11 protein-coding genes are annotated in these 13,753 nt (G+C 69.1%); 4 read left to right on the forward strand and 7 right to left on the reverse strand.

Features of this window, described 5'->3' with window-relative positions:
* The 5 genes from CHC02_RS11420 to CHC02_RS11440 form a co-directional block, all read right to left on the reverse strand.
* The coding region (locus CHC02_RS11420) for an IS110 family transposase (RefSeq protein ID WP_141137691.1) at window positions 1-290 on the reverse strand (290 nt) is incomplete at its 3' end.
* 333 nt (window positions 291-623) lie between these two features.
* The gene (locus tag CHC02_RS11425) at window positions 624-1,268 is read right to left on the reverse strand and encodes a glutathione S-transferase family protein (RefSeq protein ID WP_089391594.1); all 645 of its coding nucleotides are present in this window, start codon (window positions 1,266-1,268) and stop codon (window positions 624-626) included.
* A 67-nt stretch (window positions 1,269-1,335) separates the two neighbouring features.
* Window positions 1,336-2,583, reverse strand: a complete 1,248-nt coding sequence (locus CHC02_RS11430; protein WP_089391595.1) for an OprD family porin — start codon at window positions 2,581-2,583, stop codon at window positions 1,336-1,338.
* 24 nt (window positions 2,584-2,607) lie between these two features.
* The gene (locus CHC02_RS11435; RefSeq protein WP_089391596.1) at window positions 2,608-3,795 is read right to left on the reverse strand and encodes a CaiB/BaiF CoA transferase family protein; all 1,188 of its coding nucleotides are present in this window, start codon (window positions 3,793-3,795) and stop codon (window positions 2,608-2,610) included.
* A 53-nt stretch (window positions 3,796-3,848) separates the two neighbouring features.
* Window positions 3,849-5,567: an acyl-CoA dehydrogenase family protein gene (locus tag CHC02_RS11440; protein ID WP_089391597.1), complete on the reverse strand. Its 1,719-nt coding sequence runs from the start codon at window positions 5,565-5,567 to the stop codon at window positions 3,849-3,851.
* A 119-nt stretch (window positions 5,568-5,686) separates the two neighbouring features.
* Here CHC02_RS11440 and CHC02_RS11445 point away from each other — a divergent pair, with 119 nt between their 5' ends.
* Together CHC02_RS11445 and CHC02_RS11450 are read left to right on the forward strand one after the other, a co-directional pair.
* Entirely contained in the window at window positions 5,687-6,616 is a 930-nt protein-coding gene (locus tag CHC02_RS11445) for a LysR family transcriptional regulator (RefSeq protein WP_089391598.1), read from the forward strand.
* A gap of 151 nt (window positions 6,617-6,767) precedes the next feature.
* Window positions 6,768-8,177 carry an MFS transporter gene (locus tag CHC02_RS11450; RefSeq protein WP_089391599.1) on the forward strand — a complete coding sequence of 470 codons (1,410 nt, stop codon included), beginning with the start codon at window positions 6,768-6,770 and terminating at the stop codon, window positions 8,175-8,177.
* A gap of 1 nt (window position 8,178) precedes the next feature.
* Here the strand turns inward: CHC02_RS11450 and CHC02_RS11455 are convergent, their stop codons facing one another.
* Both CHC02_RS11455 and CHC02_RS11460 read right to left on the reverse strand, forming a co-directional pair.
* A complete protein-coding gene (locus tag CHC02_RS11455; RefSeq protein ID WP_089391600.1) occupies window positions 8,179-9,501 on the reverse strand; it encodes an APC family permease in 1,323 nt (440 codons plus the stop codon).
* Between the two features lie 152 nt (window positions 9,502-9,653).
* Window positions 9,654-10,475, reverse strand: a complete 822-nt coding sequence (locus tag CHC02_RS11460; RefSeq protein WP_089391601.1) for a carbon-nitrogen hydrolase family protein — start codon at window positions 10,473-10,475, stop codon at window positions 9,654-9,656.
* Window positions 10,476-10,673: 198 nt separating this feature from the next.
* On the opposite strand from CHC02_RS11460, the gene CHC02_RS11465 reads away from it, so the two are divergent.
* Entirely contained in the window at window positions 10,674-11,459 is a 786-nt protein-coding gene (locus CHC02_RS11465) for a helix-turn-helix transcriptional regulator (protein WP_089391602.1), read from the forward strand.
* A gap of 874 nt (window positions 11,460-12,333) precedes the next feature.
* Entirely contained in the window at window positions 12,334-13,713 is a 1,380-nt protein-coding gene (locus tag CHC02_RS11470; protein WP_089391603.1) for an L-serine ammonia-lyase, read from the forward strand.
* Window positions 13,714-13,753: the final 40 nt, after the last annotated feature.

Below are 13,753 nucleotides of genomic sequence, written 5' to 3' on the forward strand. Positions count from 1 at the left end.
CAGATCGCTTCGGCGTCGTGGGCATCGTGCTTGTCGCCCTTGACGTAGGGTTTGACGAACTGCGGGGCGATCAGGCGGACCTCGTGTCCCAGCTGGCGCAGTTCGCGCGCCCAGTAGTGCGCACTGCCACAGGCCTCCATCGCCACCAGGCATGGCGCCAACTGGCGGAAGAAATCCTGGACCTTGTCGCGCTTGAGCTGGCGACGGCACACCACCTGTTCGTGGCTGTCGACCGCGTGCACCTGGAAGACTTGTTTTGCCAGATCCAAGCCAATGCGTTTAATGTTCATCGTGACTCCCCCTCCGGGACTGTTGCCAACACATCAGTCTGGCACCTAGATGCCGTAGGAGGGAGGAGTCCATTTCATTGCCCTACCCAAGGGCATGACACCCCGTAGGAGCGGACCTTGTCCGCGATAGCCGGACGTATCGGCGCGATTCGCGGATAAGATCCGCTCGGGTTGCCCATGCGCCGTGCCCTTGTAGGAGCGCGCCCTGCGCGCGAATCGCGGGCAGGGCCCGCTCCTACAGGTTGCCGGGAGGCACGGTATTCCTTCCCGTAGGAGCGGACCTTGTCCGCGATAGCCGGACGTATCGGCGCGGATCGCGGATGAGATCCGCTCCTACGGCTTGCCTGCTGCCTTGGCGTGTTCCGCATGCCATTGCGCATCCCGCTCGGCGACCTTGGTGAAGGACGGACGCGCGGTGACCTTCGCGATGTAGCGCTCGATGGCCGGGGTCTTCGGCACTATGCCGAAATGCGTGGTCCAGGCCAGCGCCGAGCCCCAGAGCACGTCCGCCGCGGTGAAGCGCTCGCCGAGCAGGTAGGGGCCTTTCTCCAGCTGGGCGTCGATGACCTTCATCACCGTCTCGAAATCGCCGTAGGGGCCGCGCGCCTGGGGCGCCGGTTCGCGGCCGAGGGAGCGGTCGGTCACCGCCGGCTCGAAGCTGGAGCCGTAGAACACCAGCCAGCGCAGGTAGGGCCCGCGCAGCGGGTCGCCGATGGCTGGCGCCAGCCCGGCTTCCGGGTAGAGGTCGGCGAGGTAGATGTAGACGGCGCCCTGCTCGGTCACCAGCGCCCCGCCATGGCGGATGGCCGGGACCTTGCCCATCGGGTTGATCGCCAGGTACGCCGGCTGGCGCTGTTCGCCGGCCTGCATGTTGAGCAGGTGCAGGTCGTAGTCGGCGCCCAGTTCCTCCAGCAGCGCCAGGGTGCCGGAGGAACGGGTTTGCGGGGAGTGGTAGAAGGTGATGCGACGGTCGCTCATGCTGTTCTCCTTTGCCGATGACGGGGCCGGCCCGAAAGCATAGACCGCGCCCCGCCCTCTTCCACCCTCAGAACAGCGCCACCTCGTAGCTCAGGTACACCCGGTTCTCGTCCACGTCGCGGCTGAAGCCGGAGCGGTAGGTCGCGTTGCGCCAGGTCAGGCCCAGGCCCTTCAGCGGGCCGCCCTGCAGCACGTAGCGGATGTCGCTGTCGCGCTCCCATTCGCGGCTGCCGCCGCCGGCCGTCGGCTCGGCGCCGTGGCCGCTGAAGTAGCGCGTCATGAAGCTCAGGCCGGGCAGGCCCAGGGGCGCGAAGTCGTAGTCGTAGCGCAGCTGCCAGGAGGTTTCCCCGGCCTCGGCGAAGTCGCCGTACTGGCCGAAGTCGATCAGGTAGGGGTCGGTGCCGTCCAGGTAGGGGTAGGCGCTGGCGCCGTCCATCGCCTGGAAGCCCAGGCCGAAGGCGTGGCCGTTGTGCAGGCGGTAGGTGAACAGGCCGTTGAAGGCGCGGTTGTCGATGCGCCCGCCGCGCCCGGCGCCGGCGTCGCGGCTGATGGCCAGGCGCAGGTCGGCCTCCAGGCTGTCGGCGCCGATCGGCGTGCGGCCCTTGAGGCCGAGGAAGTGCTGGTCGTAGACGTCCTCCAGCTGGCCGTAGTGGTAGCTGCCGGTCCAGTTCGCGGTGAAGCGGTAGTCCAACCCGCCCAGGTAGAAGTGGTCGGCCCGCGCCGCCGCGGCGAAGCGGCCGTTGCGGTTGTACAGCGCCAGGTCGCTGGTGCCGGCCTCGTTGCGCTGGCTCACTTCGTCCAGCCGGCCCAGGTTGAGGGTCAGGCCGTCGAATTCGCTGGAGGTCAGCAGGCCGCCCTGGAACACCTGGGGGAACAGCCGCCCGTAGTTGGGCTGCACCGTGGGCAGCTTGGGCACCAGGGCGCCGAGCTTCAGCTCCGTGCGCGACAGGCGCAGCTTGGCGGTGGGATCGAGCCGCGCGTAGTCGTCCGCCGCACGGCCGTCGCCCTGCACCGGCAGCAGGCCGGTGCCGCTGCGCTCCGGGCTGGAGTCGAGCTTGACGCCAAGCTTGCCGAGCACGTCCAGGCCCACGCCCAGGGTGCCGGCGGTATAGCCCGAGCGGTAGTCGAGGAGGAAGCCCTGGGCCCACTCCTCGCTCTTCGAGCGCCCGGCGCCGTCGCGGAAGTCGCGGTTCATGTAGAAGTTGCGCAGCCCCAGGCTGGCCTTGCCGTCCTCCAGGAAGCCGTCGGCCAGGGCCGGGCCGCTGGCGGCCAGGGTGGTGAAGAGGAAAACAGAGCTCTTGTTGTTCTTGTTCATGTGTTCTCCAGGCGGTTGGGGGGCTCAGCCGCAGACGATGCCGAGCCGGTACAGGGCCTCGATGGTCTGGGGCGCCAGGCCCAGTTCCGTGAGGACTTCGCGGGTGTCGCCGCCCAGGGCCGGCGGCGCGCTGCGGTAGCTGGCCGGGGTGCGCGAGAGCTTCACCGGCGAGGCGATGCCGCGGTAGTCGCCCAGTTGCACCACCATGCCGCGGTGGCGGGTGTGCGGGTGCCCCACCACGCGGTCCACCGTGGCCACGGCGCCGCAGGGCACGCCCAGGCGGATCAGCCGCTCGGCCAGCTCGCGGCCGTCGCGCGCCGCCAGGTGGTCTTCCAGCGCCTGCTTGAGCGCCTCGCGGTTGACCAGGCGCTGGCCGTTGTCGGCGAAGCGGGGGTCCTGCGCCAGCCCGCCGGCGCCCAGGTACTCGCAGAGTTTCGCGAACTGGCGGTCGTTGCCCACGGCGAGGAAGATCGGCTCGGTGCCGGTGCGGTAGCTGTCGTAGGGGGCGATGTTCGGGTGGGCGTTGCCGGTGCGCCGCGGCGTGCGGCCGGAGGCGAAGTGGTTCGGCAGGTGCGGGTGCAGCAGCGAGATGCCGCAGTCGTACAGGGCGATGTCCACCGACTGCCCGCGCCCGCTGCGTTCGCGCTCGTGCAGCGCCAGCAGGATGCCGGCCACGGCGTTCAGCCCGGTGACCATGTCGACGATGGGCAGGCCGATGCGCAGCGGCCCGCCATCGGCCTCGCCGTTCACGCTCATCAGCCCGGCCATGGCCTGGATGGCGGCGTCGTAGCCGGGCAGCCCGCCGAGCGGGCCGTCGGCGCCGAAGCCGGACACCGCGCAGTGGATCAGCCGCGGGAAGCGCTGGCTGAGCACCTCGGCGTAGCCGATGCCCCAGCGCGCCAGGGTGCCGGGCTTGAAGTTCTCGATCAGCACGTCGGCGCCCTCCAGCAGCTGCAGCAGCAGCTCGATGCCCTCGGGCCGCGAGAGGTCGACGGCGATGCCCTTCTTGTTGCGGTTGACGCCGCGGAAGTAGGACGCGGTGTCGCCCTCGAAGGGCGGGCCCCAGCCGCGCGTCTCGTCGCCGCCCGGGGGTTCCAGCTTGATCACTTGCGCGCCGTGGTCGGCCAGGGCCTGGGAGCAGTAGGGGCCGCCCAGCACGCGGCTCAGGTCGATGACTTTCAGGCCACGCAGGGCACCGGTCTCGTGGTTCATGGCAACTCTCTTCGGTCGATTCTGGCTTGTCGATTCTTGTCGGTTGCGGGGAGTCAGGCGGGCAGCAGCTGCATGGCCTCGTCCAGGCTCAGCTCGCCTTCGTCGAGCAGCCGGGCCAGCACGGCCGGACTGCCCTGCGGGCCCAGCGGGTCGCGCGGCAGCAGCTTGTGCTGCAGCACCAGGTGGGCCAGGGCCAGGCGTCGGCGGTCGCTGGCCTGGCGGCCGGCTTCCCAGGCCATGAAGATGGCGCTGCAGATGTGGTAGAGCGCGCTGCCGGCCTGGCGCACCTGCTCGTTCTGGCGGCCCTCGGCCACTTCGGCCATGAGCGCCACGCTGCGCTCCAGCAGCGCCTCGAAGCGGGCGTGGCTGGCGTCCGGCAGGCCGCTCTCGGCCAGCAGGCCGCGCAGGTAGCGGTGCAGCGGCGCCAGGGCCTGCTCGCGGGTGACGGCGCGGGCGATGTCCAGCGCGACTATGTTGCTGGTGCCTTCCCAGATCGAGCCCAGGTGGGCATCGCGCACCAGGCGCGCATCGCTCCATTCCTCGATGTAGCCGACGCCGCCGCGCACCTCCATGGCGTCGCCGGTGACACGCCGCGCATCGCGGCAGGCGCGGAACTTGATGAGCGGGGTGAGGATGCGCACGCACTTCTGTGCCTCGGCGTCGCCGCCGTCGGCCCGCGGCAGCAGGGTGGCGATCTGCATGAACATGGAGCGCGCCTGCTCGGCCGGCAGCATCAGCTTCAGCAACTGCTTCTGCATCAGCGGCATGTCGACCAGGTGCTTGCCGAACGCGCGGCGGTGGCGGGCGATGAACAGCGCCTCGCTCAGCGCCCGGCGCATCAGGCCGGCGGCGCGCACGCCGTTGGACAGGCGCGACATGTTGACCATGTCGGCCATCTGCTGGAAGCCGCGGCCGACCTCGCCGATCAGGTAGGCGCTGGCGCCTTCCAGGCAGATTTCGCCGCTGGCCATGGAGCGGGTGCCCAGCTTGTCCTTCAGGCGCAGGATGCGGTAGGCGTTGCGCGAGCCGTCCGGGCGGTGCCTGGGCAGCAGGAACAGGGTCACGCCCTTCATGCCCTCGGGCGCGCCTTCGGGGCGGGCCAGGACCATGGCCAGGTCGGCGTCGGGGTTGGAGCAGAACCACTTGTCGCCGTACAGCTTCCACTCCCCCTCCTCCAGCCGCGCCAGGGTGCGGGTGCGGGCCACGTCGGAGCCGGCGGCCTGCTCGGTCATGAACATCGCGCCCTGGAACAGGCTGTCGAAGTCGCGCGAGGCCAGCAACGGCAGGTAGCGCGCCACCAGCTCGGGCGAGCCGAACTTGCGCAGGGTGCGGGTCAGCGAGTCGGTCATGCTGACCGGGCAGCACAGGCCGAACTCGGCCTGCACGAACAGGTAGGTGAGCGCGTACTTCACCAGCGGCGGCGGGCCGTCGGGGCGGTGGCTCATGGAGGCCAGGCCGAGTTCCGAATAGGCCACGCGCTCCAGGGCGACGTAGTCCGGGTGCTTGCGGATGCTCTGCAGGTCCTCGCCGCGGCGGGTGCGCGGGGCCAGCACGGGCGGGTTCCTGTCGGCCGACAGCGCCAGCACGTCCAGCTCGTCGCCGGCGCGGGCGCCGAGGCGTTCGAGGGTGCCCTGCCACTGCGCCAGCACCTCCGGCGGCAGGTAGACCTCGAGCAGGCGTTGCAGCGAGGGGTCGCAGGCGTACAGGTTCATGCCCCGGCTGTCGGGAATGTTCAGGGCGTCTTCGGGGCCTGTCTCGGGCATAGCGGTCATGGCGCGTCTCCGTGTCTTGTTCTGGCGCCGAGACTAGGAGGGCGTGACGATAAGTATCCAATACAATAAAAATCATCCACGATAAGAAAAACAAATCGTAGAAACCCGGGTGCCTTGCCATGGACCTCAAGCAACTGCGCTATTTCATCGCCGTCGCCGAGGAGCTGCACTTCGGCCGCGCCGCCGCGCGGCTGTTCATCTCCCAGCCGGCGCTGAGCTTCGACATCAAGAAGCTGGAGGAACAGCTGGGCATCCAGCTGCTGGTGCGCAACAACAAGTCGGTGAAGCTGACCAACGCCGGCCAGGTGCTGCTGGACGAGGCGCGCGACCTGCTGCTGCAGGCCGAGAAGGTGAGGCGCCTGACGCGGCTTTCCGCCGAGGGCGCGGTGGGCCAGCTGCGCGTGGGCTTCGTCAACTCCATGCTCTACCGCGGCCTGCCCCGGGCCATGGCGCGCTTCGAGGCGCAGCAGCCGAACATGGAGGTGCTGCTGATGGAGATGAACACCTCCGAGCAGGCCCTGGCGCTGCAGCGCGGGCAGATCGACATCGGCTTCGTGCACTGGGCCAGGCTGCCGCCGGGGATCGTCTCCGAATGCCTGGTCGCCGACCCCTTCCTCTGCTGCCTGCCGGCCAGCCACCGCCTGGCCGGGCAGGCGCGCATCGACCTCGCCGAGCTGCGCGACGAGGGTTTCATCCTGTTCCCGCGCAGCCTGTCGCCGCACTACCACGACCTGATCATCGCCCGCTGCGTGGACGCCGGCTTCAGCCCGCACATCCGCCACGAGGCGCGGCTGTGGCAGACCATCGCGGCCATGGTCGGCCTGGGCATGGGCGTGGCCCTGCTGCCCAAGACGCTGTGCCTGGCCTGGAAGAACGAGGTGAGCTACCTGGAGATCGAGCAGAGCGGCGCGCGCTCGGAAATCCACGCCATCCTCGCCGCACAGGACGCGCCGCAGGCGGCCCGGGGCTTCCTGGCCACCCTGCGCGAGTGCCTGGCCGAGGCCGAGGCCGACGCCTGCGTCGATACGGAATCGCTTATCACACCATAAGATTAAAAAACTATTGATCGGCGGGGGCGCCGCATAGACTCCGAGCCATCCCGGGCAAACACCGACGCTGCACCCCCCGCCCCGCGCCTTCCAGCGAAGGCGCGGACGGGGCCTGCATGTCGGCGACAACAACAATAATCAGGACTCGCCCATGCCCCGCACGACTTCCCTCTCCGACGCCGAACAGCACAGGAAGGCCCGCAAGGCCGGTATCGCTTCCTTCATCGGCACCACCATCGAGTGGTACGACTTCTACATCTACGGCCTGGCCGCCGCCCTGGTGTTCGGCAAGGTGTTCTTCCCCGCCGACATGGACCCGGGCCTGGCCACGCTGCTGTCCTTCGTCACCCTCTGGTCCGGCTTCGTCGCCCGTCCGCTGGGCGGCATCATCTTCGGCCACCTGGGCGACAGGATCGGGCGCAAGACCACCCTGGTGATCACCCTGATCATGATGGGCATCGCCACCACCTGCATCGGCCTGCTACCGGTCTACGCGCAGATCGGCGTGTGGGCGCCCATCGCCCTGGTACTGCTGCGCGTCATCCAGGGCATCGCCGTGGGCGGCGAATGGGGCGGCGCCATCCTCATCGCCAGCGAAAGCGCGCCCAGGGGCAAGGGCATTCTCTACGCCGCCTTCGCCCAGCAGGGCTCGCCCACCGGCAACCTGCTGGCGACGCTGGTGTTCTTCGCCCTCAGCGCCCTGCCCACGCCGGAGTTCATCCTCTGGGGCTGGCGCATCCCGTTCCTGATCTCGGCGGTGCTGGTGATCGTCGGCATGGTCATCCGCCTGAAGCTGGAGGAGTCGGAGGACATGAAGCGCCTGCTGCAGCAGAACAAGACCGTGAAGCTGCCGCTGGCGGAAGTGCTGCGCAAGCACTGGCTGATCGTGCTGCTGGGCGCCGGGGTGCTGCCGGTGATCCACGTCACCTACTTCAAGAGCACCTTCGCCCTGTCCTGGGCCACCAAGGCCCTCGGCTACAGCCAGGGCACCTTCCTCAGCATCATCGTCATCGCCCTGGTGGTGCAGTTCATCACCCAGCCGCTGGGCGCGCTGCTGACCTCGCGCATCGACATGCGCAAGGCGGTGTGCCTGATGGTGCTGCCGGAGTTCATCCTGATGCCGGCGATGTTCTTCGCCGTGGAAACCAAGGTCTACTGGATAGCCGCCGTGGGCATGTGCCTGGCCACTGTGCCCCATGCGATGTTCTACGGCGCGGTGGGCGGCATCCTCGCCCGCGCCTTCCCGGCCCGGGTGCGCTACACCGGGCTGTCGCTGGCCTACCAGTTGTGCTCGCTGCTGGTGGGCGGCGGCACCCCGGTGCTGGCCCAGTGGATTCTCAACAGCAGCGGCAGCATCGTCGGCGTGGCCATCGCCTCGGGGCTCTACGCCGTGGTTTCGCTGGCCTGCACCCTGGCGCTGCTGCGCATCACCGGCTTCAACGCCAGCGAGCTGTCCAGCGCCGAGCACGCCGACGCCCGCGACCTCGCCGCGGGCGCCGAGCCGGAGCCCGTGGCTGGCGAGCGCGGCCGGCGCGTGCACGCCGGCCCGCACCCGGCCTGAGTCAGGCTTCCTCGAAGTGCATCTCCGGCGGCTGCCGACGGAAGCCGCCGGTGAGCACGGCCAGGTAGACCACCCCGGCGGTGAGCCAGGCCAGGCCCAGGTAGATGGCCAGGTGGTCGAGGCTGGCCATCAGCCACAGGTCGGCGGCCAGGCCGATCAGCGGGAACGCCAGGAACAGCACCGCGCCGCGCAGGCCGCGTTCGCCGCGGGCGATCCAGTAGTGGAAGATCACCGACAGGTTGACCAGGCTGAAGGCCAGGAAGGCGCCGAAGTTGATGAACGAGGTGGAGGTGGTCACGTCCATCTCCAACGCCAGCAGGGCCACCACGCCGCACAGCACTATGCTGCCCACCGGGGTGCCGAAGCGCTCGCTCAGGGTGCCGAAGAAGGCCTTGGGCAGTACGCCGTCGCGGCCCATGGCGAACAGCAGGCGCGAGGCGCTGGCCTGGGCCGACAGGCCCGAGGTGAACTGGCCGACGATCAGGCCGATGAGGAAGATGCTGACGAAGAGGTCGCCGCCGATGTTGCGGGCGATCTCGTAGGCCGCCGAGTCGGCGTTCTGGAACGCGGTGGACGGGTGCGCCAGTTGCACGAAGTAGCTGGCGGCGATGAAGATGCAGCCGCCGATCAGGGTGATCAGCAGGATCGCGCGCGGGATGTTCTTGCGCGGCTCGTGGGTTTCCTCGGTCAGGGTGCTGACCGCGTCGAAGCCCAGGAACGAATAGCAGGCGATGGCCGCGCCGCTCATGATCAGCGGCAGCTGCACGCCTTCCTTGAAGAAGGGCTCCAGCGACCACAGCGGCTTGCTGGCGTCGCCCAGCACGTAGTGCACCGCCAGCAGCACGAAGGCCGCCAGCACCAGGAACTGCACCAGCATCAGCACGCCGTTGACGTTCTTCGCCAGGCGCAGGCCGATGATGTTGATGCCGGTGGTCACCCCGATGAAGGCCAGCACCCACAGCGCCTGGGGCACCGCCGGGAAGGCCGAGTGCAGGTAGGCCGCGCCGATCAGCCAGATGGCCATGGGCAGGAACAGGTAGTCCAGCAGCACGCCCCAGCCGGCGAGGAAGCCCAGCTTGGGGCTGATGGATTTGCGCACGTAGGTGTAGGCCGAGCCGGCCACCGGGAAGGCGGCTGCCATGCGCCCGTAGCTGAGCGCGGTGAAGAGCATCGCCACCGAGGCCACGAGGTACGCCGCGGGCACCACGCCGCCGGTGGTGTCGGCGAGGATGCCGAAGGTGCCGAGGACGATGATGGGGGTCATGTAGGCGATGCCGAACAGCACCACCGCGCCCAGCGAGAGGGTCCGCTTGAGTCGAGCCATTACTGCTTACTCCGAGTTGTGGTTGTTATGGCAGAGTCGAAATCGACGCGTGCAAGGGCGCCTCCCCTCACCCGGGAGACGCGGGCGGGAGGGGCTCCCCCGCCGGTACTGCTTGGGAAGATCGGTCGGCGCGGCCCTGCGCCCTCCGGGGCTCAGCCCGGAATCAGCAGCTCGCGCAGGCCGTCGGCGTGCTCGCGCAACTCGCCGGGCAGCTCGAAGCGGCGCTCGGCGAGGTAGCTGTAGTCGTGGCGCGACTGCTGCAGGCGCGCCAGGTCCAGTTCCACGCGCAGCCGGCACTCCTCGCGGCCGGCCTCGCAGAGCAGCTGGCCGTAGGGGTCGACCACCGCGCTGCCGCCGGCGAACACTAGGCCGCCATCGCCTTCGCCGACGCGGTTCACCATCACCGCGTAGGCCTGGTTCTCCATGGCCCGGCCCATGATCGCGGTGCGGTGGGTGGGGCCGTAGGGGTCCATGTTGCCGTTGGTCACCAGGATCAGCTCGGCGCCCAGCTGGCCGAGGGCGCGGGCGCTTTCCGGGAACTCGATGTCGAAGCAGATCAGGATGCCCACCCGCACGCCCTTGAACAGCGCGGTGGCGTAGCGGTCGCCGGGGGTGAAGATGCCGCGGTCGGAAGCCCACAGGTGGGTCTTGCGGTACTTCAGGGCGATGCCTTCGGGGGTGATCAGCAGCGTGGTGTTGTAATGGCGGCCGTCGTCGCCAGCCTCGGCGATGCCCACCACCACGGCGAGGTCGCGCTCCCGCGCGGCCTGCTGCACGGCCTGCACACTGGGACCATCCAGCGGCTCGGCGAGGCGGGCGACGTTGTCCTCGGTGGGGAAGCCCATCAGCTGGGTCTCGGGGAACACCACCAGGTCGGTATCCGCGGCGCAAGCGCGGATGGCCGCCAGGGTACGCCCGAGGTTGTAGGCGGTGTCGCCGTCGCGGCCGGCCAGTTGGACGAGTTCGACCTTCATTGCAGTTCCTGTTGTTCTGGCGCCGGCCTCGATCGCCGCGCTCTGGGTGAATCAGCCGTCCTGGCCAGGGAAACATGACCGCCCGGCGCAAAAGGGTCAGAATGCGCGCCGGGCCGGTGCAAGGCATTCACCGAGTATGCAGTTCGCCATCGCGCCCGGGTAATTACGCCCACGTGGTAACCCAACAGGGGTAGAGGCATGAACCTTACGCTGCAGGACATCGCCTGGCACCGCTCGGTCGGGCAGCTGATCGAGACGCTGGACAAGCCCAACTTCTGGCTCGCCCTGGTGCGCCTGCTCGACGAGTATGTGCCATTCGACAGCTGGGTGGCGCTGCTCTTCAGCAACGGCCGCCCGCAGGTGTTCGCCGAGTGCCCGGGCGAGGACGGCGGCCCCGACCCGCTGTTCCAGGACTACCTCAAGGGCCTGTACCTGCTCGACCCCTTCTACATCGCCAGCCGCGAAGCCCCGGGCAGCGGCCTGCTGCGCCTGGCCGACGTGGCCCCGGAATGCTTCGAGCAGACCGACTACTACCAGCGCTACTTCCGCCTCAACGTGGTAGCCGACGAGGTGCAGTTCAACGTGCAGCTCGACGCCGAGCGCACCCTCTGCCTGTCCCTGGGCAGCAAGGGCCGCTTCAGCGCCGAACAGGCCGCCCTGCTCGACCTGCTGCGCCCCTGGGTGGCCGGGCTGATGCGCCAGCGCATGGCCTTCGAGCGCGAACTGCTGGAACAGGCCACGCCCCCGGCGCCACGCTGGCAGAGCCGCCTGGAAGAAACCGTGGAACGCCTGGAAACCCCGCTGACCGCGCGCGAGCTGGAGGTGGGCCGGCTGATGCTCAGTGGCTGCTCCAGCAAGGAGATAGCGCGCAAGCTGGCGATCTCGGCGGAGACGGTGAAGGTGCACCGCAAGCACATGTACAGCAAGCTGGGGATCAAGTCGCAGTCGGAGTTGTTTTCGTTGTTCCTGCAGGCGCAGGGGTAAGCCAGGGGCAATTTTTCGTAGGAGCGAGCTTGCTCGCGAACCTTACCCACGCACCTCTCTACCAATCGTCATTCCCGCGAACGCGGGAGCCCAATGGTTTGGGGGCTTGGTGTAGCGCGCCGCTCCGAGTGCGTTGATGTCTCTTGTTTCGCCCCCTCGGGCGAGTCCCTTTTGTCAAACGCCACAAAAGGAACCAAAAAGGCTTGCCCCGCATACGGGCCCGATGGAGCCGGGCTACCCTCGCGAATTCCCCCGCCACGGAGGCCCGCCCCGACAGCACGTCCCTGTGCTGATCGGGGCTCTCGCGACATCCATGTCGCATGACCTCCTGAGCGCCGGTTTCGCTCGGCCTTCTGAAGGGGCGTTCCGGTGCGCTCGGTGGTTTCTCTGGAAACCCGTAGGGCGCCGGCCACGCCGGACGCCCCGGTGGCACGGCCAACGGCGGATAACCGCGAACGGTTATTCGCCCTACGAGTTTGCCGGCTGACGCTGCGTTATCCGCTTGCTCGGGACAGCCCCCTCTCCCTTCAGGGAGAGGGCTGGGGAGAGGGAACGGACTTCGCTCACGCACCTCTGCCAACCCTGACGCCGCACCCCCTCCCTAACCCTCCCCCGCAAGCGGGAGAGGGGACCGTCCGGAGTGATGCGAAACCACGAAGCTCCCGGGCTCCCCGTAGGGCGCATAACGCCTACGGCGTTATCCGCCAAATCGCGGACAGAGTCCGCTCCTACGGTTCCAGGAAGCACGGCCGTAGGACTCCGTCCGCGATCGTCTCCACCGGCCACGCTGGACTCCCCAGGAACCCGCCCCGTTCCCCTCCAATCGACCATCCTCCCAAACAGGTCCATGCTTGAACACAGGAGGAACACAACCATGACCCTCAGCGTCTTCGACATGTTCAAGCCCGGCGTCGGCCCGTCCAGCTCGCATACCGTGGGGCCCATGCGCGCCACCCGCGAGTTCGTCGAGCGCCTGCGCGCCGCCGGCCTGCTGACCCGCGTGGCCCGGGTGGAGGTGAACCTCTACGGCTCGCTCAGCGCCACCGGCAAGGGCCACGCCACCGACCGCGCCTGCCTGATCGGCCTGCTCGGCATCGACCCGGCGGATGCCGACCCGGCCGCCCTGGCGCCGCTGGTGGATGCCATCTTCGCCGAGCACAGCCTGGCCCTGGACGGCGAGCACGTCATCGACTTCAGCCCCGGCCGCGACCTGGTGTTCCACGACGGCAGCCTGCCCGCCCACCCCAACGGCATGCGCCTGCGCGCCCTGGACGCCGCCGGCCACGTGCTGGCCGAGCGCACCTGTTATTCCGTGGGCGGCGGCTTCGTGGTGGACGAGGCCGACTTCAACACCGACCGCGCCCTGCCCGACAACCCCATGCCCCACCCCTTCCACAGCGCCGAGGAACTGCTGCGGCTGTGCCACGCCCACGGCTTCCGGCGCATCAGCGAGCTGATGTGGGCCAACGAACTGGCGCTGCGCAGCGAGGCGGACATCCACGCCGGCCTGGCGCACATCTGGGCAGAAATGCAGGCTTGCGTGCGCCGCGGCCTGGAGACCGAGGGCACCCTGCCCGGCGGCCTCAAGGTGCGCCGCCGCGCGCCCATGCTCTACCGCCGCCTGAACGAGGCCGGCAGCGGCAACCTGATCGCCAGCACCCTGGGCGCCATGGACTGGGTGGACCTCTGGGCCCTGGCGGTCAACGAGGAGAACGCCGCCGGCGGCCGCGTGGTCACCGCCCCCACCAACGGCGCGGCCGGCATAGTCCCGGCGGTGCTGCACTACTACGCGCACTACCAGAGCGACGCGCCCATGGACGCCATCGAGCGCTACCTGCTCACCGCCGCCGCCATCGGCATCCTGTGCAAGCTCAACGCTTCCATCTCCGGCGCCGAGGTGGGTTGCCAGGGCGAGGTCGGCTCGGCCTGCGCCATGGCCGCGGCGGGGCTGGCGGAAGTGCTCGGCGGCAGCCTGGAACAGGTGGAGAACGCCGCCGAGATCGGCCTGGAACACAACCTCGGGTTGACCTGCGACCCGGTCGCCGGCCTGGTCCAGGTACCCTGCATCGAGCGCAACGCCATGGCCTCGCTCAAGGCCATCAACGCCGCCCAGCTGGCCCTGCGCGGCGACGGCCAGCACCTGGTGTCGCTGGACAAGGCCATCGACACCCTGCGCGACACCGGGCGCGACATGATGGACAAGTACAAGGAGACCTCCAAGGGTGGCCTGGCGGTGAACGTGATCGCCTGCTGAGCGCGACCGGCCGGTCGGGAATCGGACGAAATGCAATTAA

Source organism: Pseudomonas delhiensis (genome assembly GCF_900187975.1).
Lineage (GTDB): Bacteria > Pseudomonadota > Gammaproteobacteria > Pseudomonadales > Pseudomonadaceae > Pseudomonas > Pseudomonas delhiensis.